The 23,502-nt window shown below is 32.8% G+C and carries 21 protein-coding genes; 1 reads left to right on the top strand and 20 read right to left on the bottom strand.

Going from position 1 to position 23,502, the window contains the following annotated elements; translation table 11 throughout:
* Positions 1-66: 66 nt before the first annotated feature.
* Positions 67-282, top strand: a complete 216-nt coding sequence (locus HYI43_07535; protein UDI78400.1) for a hypothetical protein — start codon at positions 67-69, stop codon at positions 280-282.
* A gap of 226 nt (positions 283-508) precedes the next feature.
* Here HYI43_07535 and rny read toward each other — a convergent pair whose 3' ends face one another.
* From rny to HYI43_07635, 20 genes are all read right to left on the bottom strand, one after another.
* Positions 509-2,068 (bottom strand): ribonuclease Y, encoded by a 1,560-nt coding sequence (gene rny, locus HYI43_07540; GenBank protein ID UDI78401.1) that lies wholly within the window; start codon positions 2,066-2,068, stop codon positions 509-511.
* Positions 2,069-2,322: 254 nt separating this feature from the next.
* Positions 2,323-3,369: a recombinase RecA gene (recA, locus tag HYI43_07545; protein ID UDI78402.1), complete on the bottom strand. Its 1,047-nt coding sequence runs from the start codon at positions 3,367-3,369 to the stop codon at positions 2,323-2,325.
* 176 nt (positions 3,370-3,545) lie between these two features.
* Positions 3,546-4,685 carry a CinA family nicotinamide mononucleotide deamidase-related protein gene (locus HYI43_07550; GenBank protein ID UDI78403.1) on the bottom strand — a complete coding sequence of 380 codons (1,140 nt, stop codon included), beginning with the start codon at positions 4,683-4,685 and terminating at the stop codon, positions 3,546-3,548.
* A 156-nt stretch (positions 4,686-4,841) separates the two neighbouring features.
* Positions 4,842-5,417: a CDP-diacylglycerol--glycerol-3-phosphate 3-phosphatidyltransferase gene (gene pgsA, locus HYI43_07555; protein ID UDI78404.1), complete on the bottom strand. Its 576-nt coding sequence runs from the start codon at positions 5,415-5,417 to the stop codon at positions 4,842-4,844.
* A 32-nt stretch (positions 5,418-5,449) separates the two neighbouring features.
* Positions 5,450-5,842: a helix-turn-helix domain-containing protein gene (locus HYI43_07560; protein UDI78405.1), complete on the bottom strand. Its 393-nt coding sequence runs from the start codon at positions 5,840-5,842 to the stop codon at positions 5,450-5,452.
* 21 nt (positions 5,843-5,863) lie between these two features.
* Positions 5,864-6,694, bottom strand: a complete 831-nt coding sequence (locus HYI43_07565) for a YmfK family protein (protein UDI78406.1) — start codon at positions 6,692-6,694, stop codon at positions 5,864-5,866.
* Positions 6,695-6,827: 133 nt separating this feature from the next.
* Positions 6,828-7,532: an SDR family oxidoreductase gene (locus HYI43_07570; GenBank protein UDI78407.1), complete on the bottom strand. Its 705-nt coding sequence runs from the start codon at positions 7,530-7,532 to the stop codon at positions 6,828-6,830.
* A complete protein-coding gene (locus HYI43_07575) occupies positions 7,532-8,821 on the bottom strand; it encodes an insulinase family protein (protein ID UDI78408.1) in 1,290 nt (429 codons plus the stop codon). The genes HYI43_07570 and HYI43_07575 overlap by 1 nt, the downstream gene beginning before the upstream one ends.
* On the bottom strand, positions 8,818-10,020 hold the full coding sequence (locus HYI43_07580; protein UDI79288.1) for an insulinase family protein: 1,203 nt from the start codon (positions 10,018-10,020) through the stop codon (positions 8,818-8,820). The genes HYI43_07575 and HYI43_07580 overlap by 4 nt, the downstream gene beginning before the upstream one ends.
* Before the next feature lie 100 nt (positions 10,021-10,120).
* Positions 10,121-10,837, bottom strand: coding sequence for a GntR family transcriptional regulator (locus HYI43_07585; GenBank protein UDI78409.1), 717 nt, complete (start codon positions 10,835-10,837; stop codon positions 10,121-10,123).
* 4 nt (positions 10,838-10,841) lie between these two features.
* Positions 10,842-13,247, bottom strand: a complete 2,406-nt coding sequence (locus HYI43_07590; GenBank protein UDI78410.1) for a DNA translocase FtsK — start codon at positions 13,245-13,247, stop codon at positions 10,842-10,844.
* A 237-nt stretch (positions 13,248-13,484) separates the two neighbouring features.
* Entirely contained in the window at positions 13,485-15,158 is a 1,674-nt protein-coding gene (locus tag HYI43_07595; GenBank protein ID UDI78411.1) for a ribonuclease J, read from the bottom strand.
* Between the two features lie 313 nt (positions 15,159-15,471).
* On the bottom strand, positions 15,472-17,568 hold the full coding sequence (pnp, locus tag HYI43_07600) for a polyribonucleotide nucleotidyltransferase (GenBank protein ID UDI78412.1): 2,097 nt from the start codon (positions 17,566-17,568) through the stop codon (positions 15,472-15,474).
* Positions 17,569-17,703: 135 nt separating this feature from the next.
* A complete protein-coding gene (rpsO, locus tag HYI43_07605) occupies positions 17,704-17,973 on the bottom strand; it encodes a 30S ribosomal protein S15 (protein ID UDI78413.1) in 270 nt (89 codons plus the stop codon).
* A gap of 112 nt (positions 17,974-18,085) precedes the next feature.
* On the bottom strand, positions 18,086-19,057 hold the full coding sequence (gene ribF / locus HYI43_07610; protein ID UDI78414.1) for a riboflavin biosynthesis protein RibF: 972 nt from the start codon (positions 19,055-19,057) through the stop codon (positions 18,086-18,088).
* Between the two features lie 14 nt (positions 19,058-19,071).
* A complete protein-coding gene (truB, locus tag HYI43_07615) occupies positions 19,072-19,989 on the bottom strand; it encodes a tRNA pseudouridine(55) synthase TruB (GenBank protein UDI78415.1) in 918 nt (305 codons plus the stop codon).
* A 219-nt stretch (positions 19,990-20,208) separates the two neighbouring features.
* Positions 20,209-20,559, bottom strand: a complete 351-nt coding sequence (gene rbfA, locus HYI43_07620) for a 30S ribosome-binding factor RbfA (GenBank protein UDI78416.1) — start codon at positions 20,557-20,559, stop codon at positions 20,209-20,211.
* A gap of 168 nt (positions 20,560-20,727) precedes the next feature.
* The gene (gene infB, locus HYI43_07625) at positions 20,728-22,890 is read right to left on the bottom strand and encodes a translation initiation factor IF-2 (protein ID UDI78417.1); all 2,163 of its coding nucleotides are present in this window, start codon (positions 22,888-22,890) and stop codon (positions 20,728-20,730) included.
* 4 nt (positions 22,891-22,894) lie between these two features.
* On the bottom strand, positions 22,895-23,212 hold the full coding sequence (locus tag HYI43_07630; protein ID UDI78418.1) for a ribosomal L7Ae/L30e/S12e/Gadd45 family protein: 318 nt from the start codon (positions 23,210-23,212) through the stop codon (positions 22,895-22,897).
* Complete coding sequence (locus tag HYI43_07635; protein UDI78419.1) at positions 23,209-23,493, bottom strand: YlxR family protein; 285 nt, start codon at positions 23,491-23,493, stop codon at positions 23,209-23,211. The genes HYI43_07630 and HYI43_07635 overlap by 4 nt, the downstream gene beginning before the upstream one ends.
* Positions 23,494-23,502 lie beyond the last annotated feature (9 nt).

Below are 23,502 nucleotides of genomic sequence, written 5' to 3' on the forward strand. Positions count from 1 at the left end.
ACTTTAGCATGTATACAACATATGTTAAGATAAATTTATAAAATATATAGGAGTTGTAAAAAATACATGTCAATTAATATTGATCCAGAAAAGTTTGCAGAATTAGTGGTTAAGTCTAACCCATCTAAATCAGAAGATGCTGAAGATATTGCTAAAGAAAGCTTAGAATTATATATTAACGCTTATCGTTTGGCAGAAAGATATTCAAACATAGCTACGAATTGTTATGATACAGCAGAAATTATTTCTGAATTAAGAAAGACTGATTTACAACTTAAATAATTAACATAATTAAAAGTCATAATAAATAATTTAATAAATATTTGGTATGAGAGTAAGACAGGTATTCTAAACGAAAGCTGTTTTGCTCTTTTTATTTTGCAATACTTTAAATATTTTCTAAGTTAAGGACTATTGAACCTTGCACGCATTAATCAAAATTACTATTTTTTTAATTTTAAAAAAAGAACCTAAACAAAAACAGACCCAAAACTTGGGTCTGTTAAAATTATTTCGCATACTCTACTGCTCTTGTCTCTCTAACAACTGTCACTTTAATGTGACCAGGATATTGTAATTCTTCCTCAATTTGATTTTTAATGTCTCTAGCTAATCGATATGACTTCAAGTCATCTATCTCTTCAGGAGAAACGATTACTCTTATTTCTCTACCTGCTTGAATAGCAAAAGCTTTTTCAACACCTTCATAGCTCTCTGAAAGTGTTTCTAAACGTTCTAATCTACGGATATAGTTCTCAAGTGTTTCTTTACGAGCACCTGGTCTAGCAGCAGAAAGTGCATCTGCTGCAGCAACTAATATAGATATAATTGACGTTGGTTCAACATCACCATGATGAGAATGAATAGCATTGATAACAGTATCATTTTCAGCATATTTTTTCGCTAATTCGACACCTATTTCAACATGACTACCTTCAACTTCATGGTCAATGGCTTTACCAACATCGTGAAGCAAACCTGCACGTTTAGCTAAGCCTACATCTTCTCCTAATTCAGCTGCTAACATTCCTGATAAATGTGCAACTTCAATAGAATGTTTCAAGACATTTTGACCGTAACTAGTTCTAAAGTTGAGACGACCTAGTACTTTTACTAAATCAGGATGCATATTGTGAACATTTATTTCAAATGTAGCTTGTTCACCTGCATCTCTAATGATGTCATCTACTTCTTTTCTAGCTTTATCCACCATTTCTTCTATTCGCCCTGGATGGATACGACCATCTGAAACCAAATTAACTAATGCAGTACGTGCGATTTCACGTCTGATTGGATCAAATCCAGATAATATTACCGCTTCCGGTGTATCATCTATGATTAAATCGATACCTGTTAATGTTTCTAAAGTACGAATATTTCTACCTTCTCTACCTATAATTCGACCTTTCATCTCGTCATTTGGTAAATTAACAACTGATACAGTTGATTCAGTTGTGTGATCAGCTGCTAATCTTTGAACGGTAGTAGCTAATAACTCTTTAGCTTTTTTATCAACTTTTTCTTTTGCTTCTTTTTCTTTTTCTTTAACAAGTACTGCAATATCTTGTGACAGTTCTTCTTCAACTCTATGAAGTTGTTCATTTACAGCTTCTTCTTGAGTGAGACCGGAGATGCGTTCTAATTCTTGTTCATGTTTCATTATTAATGTTTGAACACTACTCTCTTTTGCATCCACTTGTTGTTGTCTTTCTTCAAGTTTAGATTCTTTTTGTTCTAAAATCTCATCTTTTTTATCTAATAGATCAGATTTTCGATCTAAATTTTCCTCTTTTTGAAGAAGTCGGGCTTCTTGTCTTTGAAGCTCACCACGTCTTTCGCGAAGCTCTGCTTCAGCTTGCTCTTTAATGATTTGATTTTCTTCTTTTGCCTCTAATAATTTCTCTTTTTTGATATTTTCGGCTTCTTTTTGACCTTGCTTAATAATATCATCAGCAGTTTGTCTAGCTTGTAATTGCTTTTGATGTAAAATATTTCGGGCTACAATATACCCCACAACAACCCCTAGAATAATCCCCAGCAAAATGAGTAGGAGGTTTAATAAATTCACATAAACACCTCCTTTTTCTAGGTATTTGCTTTGTATGTCAAAATCTTCATGATTTTATAAATTGTATAATAATTATACATATTAATTGTACGTTTATTAAGTTGGTAGTGTCAAGATATGAAATTGCACTACAAATACATATTACATATATTTAAACTAAAATTTTGCCTCATAGATTAAAACGGATGAAATAGAAATCATTTCATCCGCTAATATAATTTATATTTACTTATACTTAATCTTATAAACTCTCTTTATTCTTCATCGAATAATGTTTGAGGTGTCTCTTCTTCACTTTCCTCAACATCACCATCAAAAATACCTAGTTTTTCGCGTAATTTACGATCAATTTCTTCTTTAACTTGAGGATTTTCTTTGAGGTATGTTTTAACATTTTCTTTACCTTGGCCCATTCTTTCACCATTATAAGAATACCAAGCTCCAGATTTATCGACGATGTCATTTTCAACACCAAGGTCAATTAATTCGCCTTCTTTAGAAATTCCTTGACCATACATGATATCTACTTCAGCTACTCTGAATGGTGGAGCAACTTTGTTTTTAACTACTTTAATTTTAGTTCTATTACCAACAATATCTTGTCCTTGTTTTAGTTGTTCAGCACGACGTACTTCTAAACGTACAGAGCTATAGAATTTTAGTGCACGTCCACCAGGAGTGGTTTCAGGATTACCGAACATAACACCTACTTTTTCACGAATTTGGTTAATGAAAATAGCAGTGGTATTTGATTTAGAAATGGCACCTGATAATTTACGTAATGCTTGTGACATTAAACGAGCTTGTAAACCAACATGTGTATCGCCCATTTCACCTTCAATTTCTGCTTTAGGCGTTAAAGCAGCTACTGAGTCAATAACAACGATATCTACTGCGCCACTTCTTACAAAGGCTTCTGCAATCTCTAAACCTTGTTCACCATGGTCTGGTTGAGATAAATATAAATTATCAATATCTACACCTAATGCTTCTGCATAAACCGGATCAAGTGCGTGTTCAGCATCAATAAAGGCAGCGACGCCACCATTCTTTTGTACTTCTGCAATAGCATGTAAAGCTACTGTTGTTTTACCAGAACTTTCTGGTCCATAAATTTCAATAATTCTACCTTTAGGGTACCCACCAACACCGAGTGCATTATCAAGTGTCACAGAACCACTTGATACACTTGATACACGACGACCTTTATTATCGCCTAATTTCATTACGGCACCTTTACCAAAGGATTTTTCCATATTCTTTATAACTGTATCTAAAGCTTTTTGACGATCATTATCCAAAGCGAAACCTCCTAAATGAGATAGTTATCTTTTTAATATCTTATCTAATACTATACATTCTATTATATCTAATTACAAGTTTTTTGCGAATATTTGTTCGCTTATTTTGAATTTAAACGGAACAATAACGAACAAACGTACTTAAATTATCTTCAAAATCTTTAAATTTAAGCTAATTAAAGCCAATTAAGTAATCTTATCATTGCATAATTTTGACTTCTGGTTTTTAACATATTTCTTTTTAAAGGCATTTTAAATGAATCTACTTTAAACTCATCGTCCTTTAACATGCCTAAATAAACTTGCTCATTATCATGCAACAATGCGATTCCAATATCTGTTTTATACAATCTTTGAACATATTCAGCTGCTTGTTTAAGTTTATCATCATCAGTGTTTGTGTTTGATATGAAGATATCAGAATCAGGTAATTGCCCTTTTAAGTTTTCTTTTTCATCATATGCTTTCAAACGTGTATACAACGCGCCATCTGTAACGCCATCATAAATACTGAAACTTTGGCTTATTCTATTCATTACAGATTGTTCAATGACAATATCATCTGAGCCATAATAGAATTCACCTATTCTATTTAGTATTTCTTCCTTTATTGGTGCTATTAAATGCTTACATTCCTTCTCAGTATCTGCATTGGCTGTAAGTCTAATATATACTTCGTGAGTTCCAGCTAACGGGGCTATAGTTGGATTATCTTGATGGTCTATTAAATCCATTAGTTCAGTTTCCACTTTTGATTCCCCAATGCCTGCAAATCTTAACTGCTCGGAAAATATTACTTTATCATCATCCATTAAATAAGGTAATAATTCATTTTTAGCCATTGGTTGCATTTCACGAGGAGGACCAGGTAATAAAATTACTTTTTGGTCCTTGATTTCAACCAACATGCCTGGGGCCATACCATAGTTATTTTTTAATACTTTTGAACCTTCAATCACGAGTGCTTGTTGTTTATTATTAGGCGTCATTTCTTGACCTTGTTCTTTAAAATAATTTTCAATATAACTTAAGGCATCATCATCAGTTACAAGTTCACGTTCCAAAACTTTAGCAACAGTATGCTTTGTTAAATCATCTTTAGTTGGTCCTAGTCCACCAGTCAAAACTAGAGTATCAAATCTTTTTAGGCCCTCTTTAATGACATATTCTAATCTTTTAGGATTATCCCCTATCACTGTATGTTCGACAACACTTTTTCCAACACTATTAAATAATTTAGATAGGTATTGGCCATTTGTATTCGCAATCTGACCTAATAATAACTCTGAACCTACAGCAATAATTGAAATATTCATGCACATTCTCCCCTTAGTGATAACTCGTTTTTCATAACATAAGTATTATAAACTTATTAATTTGTTAAATCTAAAAATTGGCTTAAAAAAACCAAGAATAACAGTTATAAGATATAAATCTTTCTAACTCGTATTCTTGGTTATATTTTCACTAAATTAGTGTTTAAAAACATCTCTACCTTTATAGAAATATTCAATTCCAGATAAAATAGTGAATAAAACACCAATATAAAGTAATACTTGTCCAATTTGGAAACCAATCCAAGTGGCAAATAAATCGCCTAATAAAATCCAAATAATCGCTACCATAGTAACAGCTGTTTTAATTTTGCCTAATTGTCCAGCAGCACTTACAAAACCTTGTTCGATTTGTAATAAACGTAAGCCTGTTACGGCAAATTCTCTTGCAATAATAATAATTGCGACAACTGAGTTCGTTAAACCTAACTGAACCATGACGATTAATGCACTAGAAACTAATAATTTGTCTGCTAATGGATCAAGAAATTTACCCATGTTTGTAACAAGATGCCATTTTCTAGCTAAGTAACCATCTAAAAAGTCACTTAAAGATGCAACAATAAATATGATTGCAGCAATCAATTGTTCAATTCGGATTTCGTATCCACCTAAAATTGATACATTGCCAAATCCAAAGTTAACTAGAGCAAATAGAATAAATATAGGGATAAGAATTACTCTAAAAACTGTAATCTGATTTGGTATATTCATGTAAAAGCCTCATTTCTAATTTATCTATTAATTTATAATATTAACACAGCTAGTACCCATAGTATAAAAGTAATTACAACTAATCCACCTATAAATACTAATAATTGTAAAGGTTCTTTATTCTTAGTGCGATGCGTCGGAGCTTCTCCTTTTTGATATTTATTTAAAAGGTCATTTAATTGATTTTGACTATTGGGGATTTCTTCACGGTGAACGTTTATAAGTTGATCTGCATCCATATTGATAACGCTTGCGTAACGTCTTATAAATCCTTCGGCATAGTCTACTTTAGCTAATTCATTAAACCGATTCTCTTCTATTAACTTAAGTGTTTTACGTTTAATTTGCGTGCGGTCTTCCAATTCAGCCAATGTCATACCTAATCTTTCTCGTCTTCCTTTTAAAGTCTCACCAATTGTTCTCACTTTTAAAAGCCTCCACAATTACTATTCAAAAAATCCAAATCCTCCGCCGAAGGTATCCTCACCGAAGTCTAATGTATTTTTACTTTTAACTGTTTGTTGTTTCATTTGTTCATATTCTATTTCTTGGTTTTCGTTTTCTCGTAGCTCAATAATATAATCAAAATCATTCATACTATAGTCCCCTGATGCTACAAATAAATCAGGATGTTCAACTACCTTGATTGAAGGTAATGTCATTACTTCGCGAACCAACTCCTGATGTTTGGGATTAGATTCTCTCGCAGTTACAGCACCATCAATAATATAAACATGGTTTGAATCGTACTCACCCTTAATCAGTGAGCTTCGTACAGTTTGTTTAATTAAAGTTGAGCTAATAAACAACCAACGTTTATGTGCACACACACTACCAGCTACAATAGATTCTGTTTTACCAACTCGTGGCATACCTCGAATACCGATAAGTTTATGACCTTCTTCTTTGAAAAGTTCAGCAAGAAAATCAACTAATAAACCAAGATCCTCACGTTCAAAACGGAATGTCTTTTTATCATCAGCATCTTGTTCGATATAACGACCATGACGTACAGCCAACCGGTCACGTAGTTCAGGTACTCTAAGTTTAGTGATTTCTATTTCATTAAGCTCTTTAATAATGTTTTCAAAACGATTAACTTTTTCAAGGCTATCCGTTTTAATCAATAAACCACGTCGACCTTGATCAACCCCATTAATCGTGACAATACTTATACCTAACATGCCTAGCAAACTTGAAATATCACCTAACAAACCTGCACGATTTATAGTGATTTCATATTCAAGATACCATTCTTTCTTTTCGGCAACAGTCATCTCTATCCGCCCCTTGTTTAAAAGCCAAATTAGCATCGGCATATTTCAAAAATGATAATCATATTATATCATTTATTTTCAACTACTAATTAAAAATTTTAAATACCCTATGTATTCATTGACTGATTTTGCGTTATAAATACCATGCACCATTAACTTTTTGAACGGTACCAGTGATGCTTTGTGACATTGGATGCCATAAATAAGCGCATGTATGAGCTACTTCTGCTGGTGATATCATCCTCTGTTGAGGGAGTTCTGACACGATAGCCATCTTATCTTCTTCATTGAAAGCTTGAGACATGTTTCCAGATACAAATCCAGGTGTAACAGCATTTACTGTCACAGTTGTCATAGCTAATTCTTGGCTAAGCGCCTTTACAAAGCCAATTTGTGCACTTTTCATAGCTGAGTAAATGGTTTCCATACTTGCTCCAGTTTCACCCCAAATAGATGAGATTACAATAATTCGTCCATGCTTACTTTGACGCAATATATCCAAAAAATAGCGACTGCATCTAATAAATTGTTTTACATGTATATTATAACTGTGATCAATATCTTCATCTGTCATGTCTTGTAACATGCCATATAATGCTGTACCTGTGCTATACACCAAACAATCTAAATGTTGAATTTGGCCAAACGTTTCATTTAAATCAATATTTTGCGTTAAATCAGCTTGAATAAATTCAACATCTTGCTCGTGATATTTATTTCTTAATTCTTCAATATTTGATTGGTAATATTGAACAAAAACTTTATATCCATCTTGAAGTAAGCGTTCAACTATTGCAGAGCCAATGCTTCCCGATCCACCTAATACCAAAGCATTCATTATTCTTTTATCTCCAATCGACTATCTACCACGTTATCTATGTTTAAGTATTGTATAGCAGTTTTGTTAATACTATCTAAAGTAATATGATCTATAATTTCTAACATATCGAAGACACTAACGCCTTCAAAGTATAATTTTGCATATTGATTTGCAATATATTCAGGTGAGTTTAAACTTGAGATGAATTCACCGATGAATTGCTTTTTTAATAAATCAAAAGCTTCTTGATCTTTCAAGTTACCACGATATGTTTTTAATTCTTTTAATAACGTATCCTTTAATTGATCAGGATGACGTGTCGCACTTGTAATGATTGAAAAACTATATGTAGGTTCTAAAACGAATTGATAACCAAATGTTTCGTCTATTAAATTCTCATTTAATAATGTTTGATAAAATTCAGTTTCTTCACCAAATACTAATTCAAAGAATAGCGTCATTTCTAAATCACGTTGCACATACTGTTGAGGTGTCTCATCAAGTGGTTGATTTTTAAAGCCTAACATTAATCTTGGTGATTGTAATTTCATTTCTTCTTTTACAAAAGGCGTAATAACATTTTCAGGCTCTTCAACTGTTGCTCTTTCGATGCTCGGTTGATTTACTTTATCACGTTTATCTTCATGCGTTTCTACAATATTCCGAATGTGATCAGGATTTACATCACCTACTACAAACAACACCATATTAGATGGATGGTAAAATGTTTCATAACATAAATATAAATCGTCTTTAGTAATGTCATAAATACTTTCTACACTTCCAGCAATATCCACTTTGATAGGATGATTTTGATACATAGCTCGAAGCGTATTAAACATTATTTTATATCCAGGTTGTTCTTGGTACATTTTGATTTCTTCCGCAATAATACCTTTTTCTTTATCAACCGTTTCCTTTGAAAAGTACGGCGTCTCAACCATATTTAATAAACGAATGATATTACTTTCAACATTGTCAGTAGCACTAAACAAATAGCTTGTACGATCAAAACTTGTAAATGCATTCACTTGAGCATTGTCATTTGCAAAAGCTGTGAACAAATCATCTTCATCATCTTTTTCAAATAATTTATGTTCAAGAAAGTGAGCCACCCCATCAGGTACAGAAACAAAATCTTCTTCATTATGTGGTTTAAATGTACTATCAAGTGAACCAAACTGTGTTGTGTATGTAACATATGTTTTCTGAAAACCTTTTTTAGGAATCACGAACAAGCGTAAACCATTTGAAAGTTCATGCTCAAAAACGCTCTCATCAATTAGTTCATAATATTGCTCTTTCATTCAGCTTGGTCTCCTTTCGTTAATACGTAAATTGTATCAAGCAATGCTTTATTGGCCATATTGATTACATCTTCTCTAGAAACATTCTGTATAGCTTCAATATACGCTGTATCCGTTTGCGATGTTTCTAATAATAATTGATTTTGCATTACTTCAATTATGCTTTTAGGACGATCAGCAATTTCTTTTCGCTGAGAAATGATAATCTTCTTAGCCAATTCTAATTTACTATCTGCAAATTCTCCCTGCTTAAATTTATTAAATTCCTGCAATATAGTTTCTTTCGCAGTTTCATATTTATCAGCAGAAACGCCACTTAAGACGAAGAGGTAACCATTTTTACCATCTAACTGAGAGTGAATTGAATACGCTAAACTTTGTTTTTCACGTACTTCATTAAATAAGACCGAAGATGGGTCTCCGCCAAACATTGTATTTAATACGACTAAGGCATAATACTCTTTTTGACCGAACTGAGTAGGAAAACGATAGCCCATATTCAATTTTGCTTGATCGACTTCATCCTCATCAATAACTACTTGTGGCTCAACATGATAGTCCTCTATCTTAGAAGTATCATTATGTTCTAATTCAAAAGGCTTAATATTAAATTTAGACTGTATCATATGTCGTACTTCATCTTTATTCACATTACCTACAACATAAACTGAACAATTATCATTGTTCACCATTGATTGATATGTATTGTATAGATTTTCGGATGTAATTTGTGGTATGTTTTCGATTTGTCCTGTTGCTAGGTAACGATATGGTTCATCCTTAAACATATATTTAAGTAAGTTTAAAAATGAATATTGTGCTTTGTTATCTATCATTGATTCTATTTTTTTAGCCAATAAAGATTTTTCTTGATTAACAAAGTTGCTGTTAAATTTACCATTTTCAACAAGAGGATTCATAATCACCTCATAAAGTAAATTTAAGCCTTTCTCAAATAATGGTGTACTATCTTTAAGATATCTTTCATTTACAATTTCTAATGAAATAGTAATAACATGTTTATCTTTGAATTTTGATACAAAACTATTAATATATGCTCCATATAACTCTGATAACTGTTTGCTAAATGCTTTATCACTTGGCCATTTTTTAGTTGCACGTAATAATAATTTACTTAGTAATGATCGTGATGTAATTGTGTCATAGTCTAAAGGAGCCATGAATTTAAAAGTAATCATCGTTGTTTTAAACTTCTCTGTAGGTAATACATCAATATGTACGTGATTGTTTTGATTTACTTGTTGAGTCAACTTTCTTTGTCACTCCTTATTAAGTTTTTTAAATTTTAGTGCGTGTCAATTTAAATTTAACTAAGCTACTCTTTACATAATTTAAAGAATATAGAATAGGTTTACCCAATTCATCATAATGTACAACTTTTAATAACATTAAACCTTCATGTGGAGAAGCATTTAAAATGTCAGAAATGTGTGGCTCATAACTAATAGCTTCAACTTCTGTTTCTGCAGACGCTACTTTATGACCAGTATTCAACTCAATTGCATTGAGCATTGATCCATCACTTACTTGATAGTCTGTACAGGTTAAATAATTTTCAGCTATTTTATCCAAACAATATATAACCGGTTGATGATTTGCAGTACGAAGTCGTTCAATTATTGTAATTGGTTGTTTATCTTCTATATCTAACATTTGCGCATCCAGAATGGAGGCTGGTTGTTGTTCTAAACTCAAATATTCAGTACCAGCCTGGTACCCTGCTTTTTCTATCATATCGTTAATACTAAAAAGTTTGTTTAAAGGATAAAAGAAGGGATGTAGCATCTTCACACTGGCGCCTTCTTCAAAGTTATCAGTCAACACTTGTTCAGTAATTAATTCACCAATCGCTTCATAGACATCATCAGTTTTTACTTTAACTTCCCTAGCAATGGATAAATTACTAGGAAGTTTATCACCAGGTTTTAAAGCATTGCTTTTTATTTGTTTAAAGATATATTCCTTTACTTTAAAAACTGAGTTTAACTCTGTCATCGTTTTACACCTCTTCTTCATCTAAATCTATTAATACTTGTCTTGGCTTACTACCTTTTTGTGGTCCAATAACTTGATTACGTTCTAAGTCATCCATTAATCTTGATGCTCGATTATATCCAATTCTAAATTGTCTTTGTAATAATGACGTACTCGCTTTTTGTTGTTCAACCACAAATAAATAAGCTTCATCGTATAGAGTATCTTCACTTTTCATTTCTGATTTATCAACTGGTGCATCTGGTTCCATTTCTTTTACATAGTTCGCTTTTTGTTGTTCAACGACATAATTGACAACATCTTGCACTTCTTGATCACTTAAAAATGCCCCTTGCACCCTTGTTTGAGATGACTCGCCATTACCAACATAAAGCATGTCACCTTTACCTAATAATTTTTCAGCCCCACCAGAACCTATAATCGTTCTAGAATCGGTTTGAGAACTCACTGCAAAGGCAATACGTGATGGTATGTTGTTTTTGATAATACCAGTAATAACATCTACTGATGGTCTTTGTGTAGCAACAATTAAATGTATACCAGCTGCACGAGCCATTTGTGTAATACGTTGAATAGCGTTCTCCACTTCTTTACCCGCAACCATCATTAAATCCGCCAATTCATCCACAATTACAACAATATAAGGCAGTTCTGCTTGCTTTTCATCAAGTTCTTCATTTTGACGTCTTAAAAATTCATTGTACCCTTCGATATTTCTAGTTGAAGAATGTTGGAATAAATCATAGCGACGTTCCATTTCAGCAACTACCTTTTCTAAAGCTTGAGATGCTTTATGCGGATTTGTTACTACAGGAATTAATAAATGTGGTACACCATTATATACATTTAATTCCACCATTTTAGGGTCAATTAACATAAGTTTGACTTCGTGAGGTTTAGCATTTAATAGAATGCTTGTAATAATACCATTTATACATACTGATTTACCGCTTCCTGTTGAACCAGCTACAAGCAAATGAGGCATTTCATTTAACTGTATCGTCATAGGTTCGCCAGAAATATCTCTACCTAAACCAACTTCTAATTTGTTACTTGCTGGGAATTTTGATTCTAAGACTTCTTTAAGTGTTACTAAAGAAATTTTATCATTAGGAACCTCTATACCTACTGCAGAACGTCCAGGTATTGGTGCTTCTATACGTACATCTTTAGCAGCTAAAGCAAGTGCAATATCATTATGCAAATTAACGATTTTACTTACTTTGACACCTTGCGCTGGTTGAATTTCATATTGTGTTACTGCAGGCCCGATTTTAATTTGCGTTACTTTAGCATTAACACCAAAATTCTTCATTGTTGATTCTAAGATTTGGCCTTTACGTTGCACTTCAGTTTTTGATGTCGCTTTTTGTTTAGCAGGTTGTTTTAATAAAGATAACGGTGGAATATGGTAAGCTACATTAGCCACTTCTCCTGCATCAGAAATAGAACTATTTGCTTGATTATCCCCACTTGCTTCATTATCAGACTCTGATTGCATGTGTTGAGAGGCATTTGTTTGTTTAGAATCTTCTTCTACAGCATTGTTATTGAAATCAAATTTTCTCTTTTTACGTTTATTTGATGATGGTTGCTCTTCGGTATTTTCGCTGTGTCCGTATATTGGGATATCCTCTTGGTTTGATTCAATTTCTGGGAAGTCACTAACATCTTTAACATTATTTCGTTCTTGTTCACGTTCCTTTTGTAATTCTCGTTCACGTGCTTGTTCTTCTTTTTCAATCTGGCGTTGTTCTCTTTTAACTTTGTTTTGTGCTCTTTTTTCTTTAAAATTAGATGACGCACTTTCACTAGAACTTTTCATTTTATCAATTGTTGCTCTTAAAACATCTCTATGACGTAATTTCATCAATAAGATAATACTAGATGCTAACAAGAGTAACGTAATGATGATGACGCCAGCAATAGAAATAAGCGGAACAAAGATTTTCAATAAGTAAAAACCAATTAACCCTCCTCCAAAATCTGGAAAATGTGTATGTTCATATGCCTTATACACATAAGATAGAACTGGTTCTCTCTCTGCTACAATTCCTTTTTTAAAATGATAAATAATTTGTGTGATAATTAATAATACAACTTGTAGTAATATCAATCCAAAAGTTCGTCTTGTTTTAGGGAACTTTCGTTGCATTGCTATATAAATAGATATCAAACTGATTAAAATATAAGTAAGATAGCGACTTGTACCAAATAAATAATTAAAAAAGCTATCTATCATTCGTCCAACAATACCTAATTGAAACATACCTAACACAGATATTATGACAACTACAATGGCAATGAGGTATCTTAATGAACTATCTTTTTTTTGTTGTGCTTTCTTTTTTGATTTTTGAGTAGTTGTTCTCTTTTTTCTAGTAGCCGGTTTTTTCTTAGTTTGTGGCAAAATTGTACACCTTCTTTTATTTCTCGCATTGTATGTGGCTATTTATTTTTAAATTTAAAGCTAAATCATATGTATTTTTAAATAATTTTAAAATTATGAAAGAGGTTGAGACAATATCATACAGATTCAGACTAGATTAGCCTATTAAAGTGAATAACGTAATTATAATATTCATTACTATAATGCATTATTTCACAACTGTAATGTTGTCCCGACCTCTTTTTGATTGTATATATCTTATATTTCAGAAATGACTGGTATAATCATTGGACGACGTTTCGTGCTTTCAAATAATAATTTACTAATTTGATCACGCATATTTTGTTTGATGTCTGACCATTCAATACGTTTCTCTTGCAAACCTGCTTCAACAATTTCACGTACCTTTTCTTCAGCTTCTTTCATAAGTTCTTCACTCTCACGAACATAAACAAAACCACGTGATTGAATTTCAGGTCCAGCAGCGATTCGTCTATTTTTAGGATCTAAAGTCACTACTGCAATAAAGATACCGTCTTCCGCTAGTAAATGACGATCTCTTAATACAATATTACCTACATCTCCTACACCAATACCATCAATTAGAATATTGCCTGATGTAACTTTTTCATTCAACACCATATTTTTGCCATCATAATGAATAACGTCACCTTTTTCAACTAAGAAAATTTTCTCAGGTGCAACACCAGCTTCATTAGCTAATTTAGCATGGGCGATTTGCATTTTAAACTCACCTTGAACAGGAATGAAATATTCAGGTTTCATCATATTAATCATCATTTTTAATTCTTCCATACAACCGTGACTAGAAGCATGAATTTTCTTATTATTAGGGATGATATTAGCGCCTGCTCGACTTAATTCATTTAAAGTATCTGCAATAATCACTTCCATATTAGCTGAAGCAGTAATTGCTAAATAAACTGAATCGCCTTCTTCAATATTCATAATTTTGTGTTTATGTTGAGCCATTTGACTTAATGCTTCAATTGGTTCGCCTTCCATACCTGTAGCAATAATCACAACTTCATTTTTAGGATAATTATTTACTTCATTAATAGGGATTAATAAATCTTTTGGAATATCGAAGTATCCCATTTTACGTGCAATATTAAATGAACTTTCTAATGAACGACCTAAAAATGAAACTTTACGATTTAATTTACTTGCAGTATTCAATACTTGTTGAATTCTAATGAAATTTGAAGCGTAACAAGAAACAATCAAACGTCCTTTTACTTTCGCAAATGCGTCATAAATATGAGATTCAATGACATTTTCAGGCGTATTATATCCCGGCTTTTCCGCTTCAGTTGAATCACTGATTAGTGCAAACACACCTTCTTCACCAATTTCAGCCATTTTCTTAATATCAGGTGCGTAATGTCCTTGTAAACTTTGATCAAACTTAAATTCACCAGTATAAACAATTGAACCGTATGAAGTATGAATACAAATACCTAAACTATCAGGAATACTATGCGTTGTATTAAAGAATGTTATATTAACATTTTTAAAGCGCATTACTGAATCATGATTTACAGTGTAGTAACGAACCTTTTTCTTAATGTTTCGTGCTTTCATATTTTCTTTTACAAGTGCTAAAGTCAATTTAGAACCATAAACTGGCGCATCAATTTGTTCTAAAATATAACTTACCGCTCCAATCGCATGTTCATGGCCATGACTTAAAAAGATACCTTTTAATTTATCTTTATTCTCTATAACATATTGAATGTCAGGAATAACAATATCTACACCTAACATTTCATCTTCAGGAAACATTAATCCTGCATCTAACATAAACATTTCATCGTCTACTTCAACGATATACATATTTTTAGCGATTTCGCCAACACCACCAAGTGGAATAATGCGAATATCGTCATTTTTTTTCTTTACTAAACTCAAAATGTTACCTCCTATATAAAAATCCCCGTCCATATAAACTCATATTTTATTATAATTTAATTTATGTTGGATGTACACTATTAAAGTAGTTCAAGATGTGCTTATATCATATTAGTATCAATTGTTTAACACCCTTTTATTTAAATTCACTTTTTCTGAAAATAAAAAAGAAACAATGACACTTCAAAAAGTTCTCATTGTTTCATTAAAAAATATATATTTAAAATTTATCACAAATTTTTATAGTTCATAAACGCGTTAAAAAATGAGGTTGTGATAATTTAAAACTACCTTCAACCTCACTACTAATTACCTATTCATCTAAAGCTTTATGAGACGCATTGACACGTCCTTGTTTATCGATTTCAGTAATTTTCACTTCAATTGTATCGCCAATGGTTAATACATCTTCAACTTTATTTATGCGTTCTTTAGAAATTTGAGAAATGTGTAATAAAGCATCCTTACCTGGGAACAATTCAACGAAAGCACCGTATTTTTCAATACGTTTTACTTTAGCGTTATATACTTGTCCAACTTCAGCTTCACGTGTGATTTCTTCAATAATTTCACGCGCACGATTAATCATTGCTTGATCAACTGCACCGATAAAGATTGTACCATCTTGTTCAATATCAAGTTTGACACCTGTTTCATCAATGATTTCATTAATTTTCTTACCACCTGGTCCAATAACGTCTCTGATTTTTTCAGGTTTAATCGTCATAATTTCCACTTTAGGTGCGTATGCACTTAATTCTTTACGTGGTTGATCAATTGTTTGTAACATGTGATCCATGATTGCTAAACGACCTTGACGTGCTTGTTCAAGTGCTTCTTCAATCACTTCACGTGTTAAACCATCAATTTTGATATCCATTTGGATTGCTGTGATACCATCTTTTGTACCGGCAACTTTAAAGTCCATATCGCCTAAAGCATCTTCCATACCTTGGATATCAGTTAAGATTGTATAGCTATCTTCACGTGTAACTAAGCCCATTGCAATACCAGCTACTGGCGCTTTAATTGGTACACCAGCATCCATAAGTGCTAATGTAGAACCACAAATTGATGCTTGTGATGAAGAACCATTTGATTCTAGAACTTCACTGACGATACGTACTGTGTAAGGGAACTCAGATGTATCTGGAATAATATATTTTAGTGCTCTTTCTCCTAATGCACCATGTCCGATTTCACGACGTCCTGGCGCTCTAACTGGTCCAGTTTCACCAACTGAGAAGTTAGGGAAATTATAGTGATGCATGAAACGTTTTTCTTGTTCAGGACCTAATCCATCAATAAGTTGATAATCTCCTAATGCACCTAACGTTAACACTGATAACGCTTGTGTTTGACCACGAGTAAATAATCCTGAACCATGAGCACGAGGCAATAATCCTACTTCTGATTCAAGTGGTCTAATTTCGTCTGGTTTACGGCCATCAGGTCTGATTTTTTCATCTGCAATTAAGCGACGCACTTCTTCTTTTACTAAATCATTTAGTATTGCGTATACTTCATCAATTAGTAAATCATTTTCAGGATCTGCTTCATCCACAAATTCAGTTGCAATATCAGCTTTTAAAGCATCTAAATTCTCATCACGTTGTTGTTTATCAAATGTAAGCACTGTTTCTTTTAATCCTTTTTCTTCAGTAAGTGCTTTTACTCTTGAAACAAGTGCTTCATCACGTTCAACTGGAATAAATTCTTTTTTCACTGGCTGAACATGTTCTACTACTTCTTCTTGGAATGCTACTAAACGTTTAATTTCTTCATGACCAAAGAAGATAGCTTCAAGCATTTCTTTTTCAGTGATTTCACTTGCACCCGCTTCAACCATGTTAACTGCGTCTTTATGTCCAGCTACTTCTAAATCTAAGCGTGATACTTCTTTTTCTGCAAGCGTTGGATTAATCACATATTTTCCATCGACATAACCTACGTTAACGCCAGCAATAGGCCCTTGGAACGGAATATCTGATATGCTCAATGCCATAGATGAACCAATCATCGCTGCCATTTCAGGCGAACAATCTGGATCTGCACTTAGTACTGTATTCATTATTTGTACATCATGACGATATCCTTTTGGGAAAAGTGGTCGAATCGGTCTATCGATTAAACGTGCAGTTAATGTAGCATCGTCTCCAGGACGACCTTCACGTTTTTTAAAGCCACCAGGAATTTTACCAGCAGCATACATTTTTTCTTCATAATTTACAGTTAATGGGAAAAAGTCACCATCACGCGGTTCTTTTGAAGCTACAGCAGTTGATAATACAACAGTATCTCCATAACGTACCAAAACTGCCCCATTAGCTTGTTTTGCTAATTGACCTGTCTCAATCGTTAATGATCTTCCAGCCCACTCAGTTTTAAAAACTTTCTTTTCTTGAGACATTATGAATCTCCTCTCTGAAATCTAATAACTACATCATATCATTTATTTTTATAATTTTATATTGATGATTTAAATAAAACGATAAAAAAAGGAAAGTACCAAACAAAGTGGTGCTTTCCTTTTGATATATTAAAATTAACGACGGATACCTAATGATTTAATTAATTCACGGTAACGTTGAATATCTTTACTACGTAAGTAGTTTAATAAGTGACGACGACGACCTACCATTTTTAATAATCCACGACGTGAATGGTGGTCTTTTTTATGTTCACGTAAGTGTTCGTTTAATGCAGCGATTTCTGCAGTTAAAACAGCGATTTGTACTTCTGGTGAACCAGTGTCAGTTTCGTGTACACGATATTCTTTGATAATTTCATTTTTACGTTCTTGAGTAATTGCCATAATTAAATTCCTCCTAAAATTTGTATACACCTTAATCTGAGCTAGGCGTCGGAGTCTCAACCCGCCAAGATAAAGGAATAATTTATGTTAGTACGTATATTCGCACTCAACTTTAAATATTATACGATACATCATCTCCGAAATCAACCGCAAGAAGATATTTCGCTTTTTCTTTATCATTGTTCATTTGTTCAACTAATGGGTCAATACCATCAAACTTAACTTCAGGTCTTAAGTAATGATGCCAATATACGATAACGCGTTCTCCATAAATATTATCTTCAAAATCAAAAATATTCACTTCAATAACGACTTCTGCTTTCGATGGATCATGAAATGTTGGCTTGACGCCCACATTTGCTACACCACGATAAATTTTATTTTCAGCACCAATGGCTATACTCACTGCATAAACACCTTTTTTAGGTAAAACGTAATCATCACTTGGTTGCACATTTGCTGTTGGAAAACCAATAGTACGACCACGTTTTTCACCTTGTACAACAGTACCTTTAATTCTGTATAAGTAACCTAATTGATCATTGGCTTTTTTCAAATTACCTTCTTGTAATGCAGCTCTTATTGAAGTCGTAGAAATCTTCTCAGTTTCTATCTCTTGTTTACCTACAATTGTAGTATTAAAATCATCCATTTCATTTAAAACAGACATATTGCCTTTTCCAAATTTACCATAAGTATAATCGAAACCTGCGATTACTTCTTTGACATGATTATTGATAATATAGTCTTCAACAAACTCTTCTGCTGTTACATTCGCAAAACGAGATGAAAAATTAATTACAATGCAATAATCAACATCTTGTTGTTCAATCATTTCAATTTTATCAGAAAGTGGTGTTAAATAATCCGTACGTTTACGTTCCGGATTTAACACTACAGAAGGATGTGGGTCAAAAGTTGTAACTGCCTTTTTTAAATGATGCTCTTTTGCACGCGCATTTAATGCCTCAAACACTTTAATATGACCACGATGCATTCCATCAAAAAATCCAAATGCCATTGCGACATCTTCTTTTATAAGTTGATTTGGTTGAATCGGATGGGTTACTTCTATCACTTTCATAACTCTAAACTCCTTTAATTAAATACTTTTTTAGGTTTGATTTCATCATTTTTATCAGGATGTTGAACGTAAATTGCCATTGCTTTTTCCGTTGCTGCATCTATAAACACTAATTGTTCATCGATAGTTTGTTCAAATGTGTTTTTATTAAATTTTTGACCATTTAATATTCTAGATTTCATTTTATCATCTGTAATATAAACTTTCGGCAAACTTTTCAATCCATATTCTATCGGAAACAATTGTGATTGTAATGTGTCTTGCTCATGTAGTTCAGAAATTTGTTCTAACGTTAAACTGTCATCAATATTGAACCCTCCTGAATTGATACGAGTAAGTCGTGACATATGTGCAGGGTAGCCTAATTTCACGCCAATATCAGTAGCTAAAGTTCTAATATAGGTCCCTTTTCCACAAGAAACTTCAATATCAAATAAACAATTATCGTTAACAAATTTCAACTCAGATGTGCGCTCAATATGGTCAATACGTACTTGTCTTACTGGTCTTTCAACAGTTTCACCATTTCGAGCATATTCGTATAGTTTCTTACCATTTACTTTAACAGAAGAATACATTGGGGGAATTTGTTCAATTTGTCCCTTAAATAGCTTTAATACCTCATCGACATCATTACTTATCATATCGCCATGTCGTATCGTAACTTTCTCAAGCGTCTCTCCGGTTTGATCTTCGGTGCTAGTCGATTCACCTATGGATACAGTGGCTTGATAGGATTTCCCCATGTCCATAATATAATCGCTGACTCTTGTAGCTGAGCCAATACAAATAGGCAGCACCCCAGACACTTCCGGGTCTAATGTCCCTGTGTGCCCTACCTTTTTAGTCTTTAAAATTTTTCTTAACTTGAATACTACATCATGACTTGTAAGACCTCGTTCTTTATAAACAGGTAAAATACCGTTATACATTATTTCACTTCCTCGTAACTAACTATTTTATGTATATTTTTATTTTAAATTTTTGATTTAATGTTAAAAAAGGAGTGGATAGAATTCATATAGAATTCATAATTCCACCCCTAAAGATGACTGATAAAAAATAAACACATTTTCACACATTAAAGAGTTACCTTTAATTTTCATGAAAATTAAAATTACTGATACTATCTAGTCATCTAAATCAATTAATTATTTATCTTGTTTGTGTAAATCTTGAATCATTTTTTCAATTTTATTACCGTATTCAATTGATTCATCATACTCAAAGAATAATTCTGGAACGATGCGTAATCTCATTCTTGAACCCAATTCAGATTTAATGAATCCTTTGGCTTTATCTAAAGCTTTGAACGTATCTTTCACTTCTTTTTCACTACCAAGCACTGTTAAAAATACTTTGGCTTGAGATAAATCATTTGTTAAGTCAACATCCGTAATAGTAATAAAACCAACTCTAGGATCTTTTACTTTATTATTAACGATATCCATAATTTCTTTTTTCATTTGTTCGCCAACGCGTTCTGCTCTCATGTTACTCATGGATATTTCACCTCTTTAAGAATTTTGCTCTATTATTATACCCTAATCAAATCATAAATAAATATTCATCTTTATTTATTGACTCGACCTTAACTATATATAGAAAAGAGACAATTTTCAGGTGTTTACTGAAACATTGTCCCGTTCCTAAATAAATTTCACTCTATTTTATCGTTCAACTTCTACCATTTCAAAGGCTTCGATAATGTCGCCTTCTTTAATATCGTTGAATTTTTCGATTGTGATACCACATTCGTAACCTTGTGCTACTTCTTTAGCATCATCTTTAAAACGTTTTAATGTGTCTAATTCACCTTCGAATAAAACAATACCGTCTCTGATGATACGTACGCCAGCGTTACGAGTGATTTTACCTTCTGTAACATAACTACCTGCAATAGTACCTACTTTAGATACTTTGAAAGTTTGACGTACTTCAGCTTGACCAATCACACGTTCTTCGAATTCAGGATCAAGTAAACCTTTCATCGCTGATTCAATTTCTTCAATCACATTATAAATTACTCGGTGAAGATGCATATCTACATTTTCAGTTTCTGCGGCACGTTTAGCACCTGCATCTGGACGTACGTTGAAACCGATGATAATACCATTTGAAGCATTTGCTAATGTTACGTCGGATTCATTAATGGCACCTACTGCTGTATGGATAATACGAACGTTTACACCTTCAACGTCAATTTTCATTAGAGATGCTGCAAGGGCTTCAACTGAACCTTGAACGTCACCTTTAATAATAACGTTTAGATCTTTCATTTCGCCTTGTTTCATTTGTTCAAATAAGTTGTCTAGCGTTACATTTTTACTTTCTTGACGTTGTTGAATCACATTAGCTTCATGACGCGCTTCACCGATACGACGTGCTTGTTTCTCATCCTTAAATATTACAAATCTGTCGCCTGCTAATGGGACATCATTAATACCAGTGATTTCAACAGGAGTTGATGGTCCAGCAGATTTAATTCTTTGACCTAAATCATTTACCATCGCACGGACACGTCCATATGTGTTACCCACTACAATTGAATCACCAACATGTAATGTACCATTTTGTACTAATAATGAAGCAGCAGGTCCACGTGACTTATCTAATTCTGCTTCAATAACTGTACCGACTGCTTGTTTTTCAGGGTTAGCTTTTAACTCTTGAACTTCTGCTACTAAGCCAATCATTTCTAGTAAGTTATCAATACCGTCTCCACTTAATGCAGAAAGTGGTACGAATATTGTTTCGCCGCCCCAGTCTTCTGGAACTAAACCATACTCAGTTAATTCTTGCATTACACGGTCAGGATTAGCTGTTGGTTTATCAATTTTATTTACTGCAACAATTGTAGGTACGTTAGCTTCTTTGGCATGATTGATTGCTTCAATTGTTTGAGGCATTACACCATCATCAGCAGCTACTACTAAGATAGTAATATCTGTTACTTGTGCACCACGCGCACGCATTGTTGTGAAAGCTGCGTGTCCAGGTGTATCTAAGAAAGTGATTTTTTTACCTTCATTTTCAATTTGGTAGGCACCGATATGTTGCGTGATTCCACCTGCTTCACCAGCAGTTACTTTTGTGTGACGAATTGAGTCAAGTAGTGTTGTTTTACCATGGTCAACGTGTCCCATTATTGTAACAACAGCTGGTCTTTCAATTGCATCTGGATCTTCTTCTTCATTATCAAAGTATGTTGATAAATCTTCTTCATTAACAACAACTTCTTTTTCAAGTTCAACACCATAATCATCTGCAATTAACTCTAAAGTTTCTTCATCTAATGCTTGGTTAATATTAGCAACAATACCTAAAAGGAATAATTTTTTAATAATACCTGATGATTCAATGTTTAATTTGTCAGCTAATTCACCAACCGTAATACCTTCTTCATAAGTAATTTTTGATGGCATTTCTTTAGGTTCTGGTGCTAGTTTATTGTTTTTATTGCCTTTGCTATTTTTATTATTTTTGTTGTTCTTATTATTCTTGTTGTTTTTATTATTTTTGTTACCGTTATTTTTATTTGAGTTAGTATTTGGTTTGTTATTTTGTTTGTTATTTTGTTTATTATTGTTGTTTTTGTTATTGCCGTTTTTATTGTTGTTTTGTGGTTTTTGGTGATTATTTTGAGTATTTTGTTTAGTTTTATTACCACTTTCTTGTGGCTTGAACTTTTTATCAAGCACTTTAATTTGATCGTCTTCTAGTGCTTGCATGTGGTTGGATACTTCTACATCCATTTTTTTTAACTCGTCGATAATCTCTTTACTCTTAACATTTAATTCTTTCGCATATTCGTAAATTCTTTTTTTACTCATATAATCACTCCTTACAATATTCATCAATCATGGCAATAAGCTTCTTCGCAAAACCAGAGTCAGTAACCCCTACATTCACACGTTCTGCCTTGCCTAATGATTGTCCTAATTCTGCTCTCGTACCGAAAATTTTAAATGGAACATGGTATGTTTCACATTTATTTTTAATATTTTTTAAAGCATTATCTGAAGCATCTGTCGCTAATATAACTAATTTTATATTTTGTTTCTTTATTTCAGTTAATAATACTGATTCACCTGATTTTATTTTACGAGCTCTCATTGCTAAACCTAAAAAGTTTAATATTTGAGATTTGCTCATTTAGGAATCTCTTCTCGATAAATCAAACGAATGATTTCTTTATAAACAGGCTCTAATTTTTCAGGATTTTCATTAAAATATCTCTCAAGTACGCCTTTTTTCTGAGCTTCTTCTACGCTTTTAACATCTTTCGAAACATATGCGCCTCTACCTTGTTGTTTACCCGTTCCATCAGCAAAAATTTCGCCTTCTTTATTGATAACGACACGAATCATATCTTTTTTAGGCTGCATTTCATTTGTAATGATACATTTACGCATTGGAATTTTTTTCTTCTTCATTAATTACTC

The organism is Staphylococcus taiwanensis, assembly GCA_020544305.1.
GTDB lineage: Bacteria > Bacillota > Bacilli > Staphylococcales > Staphylococcaceae > Staphylococcus > Staphylococcus taiwanensis.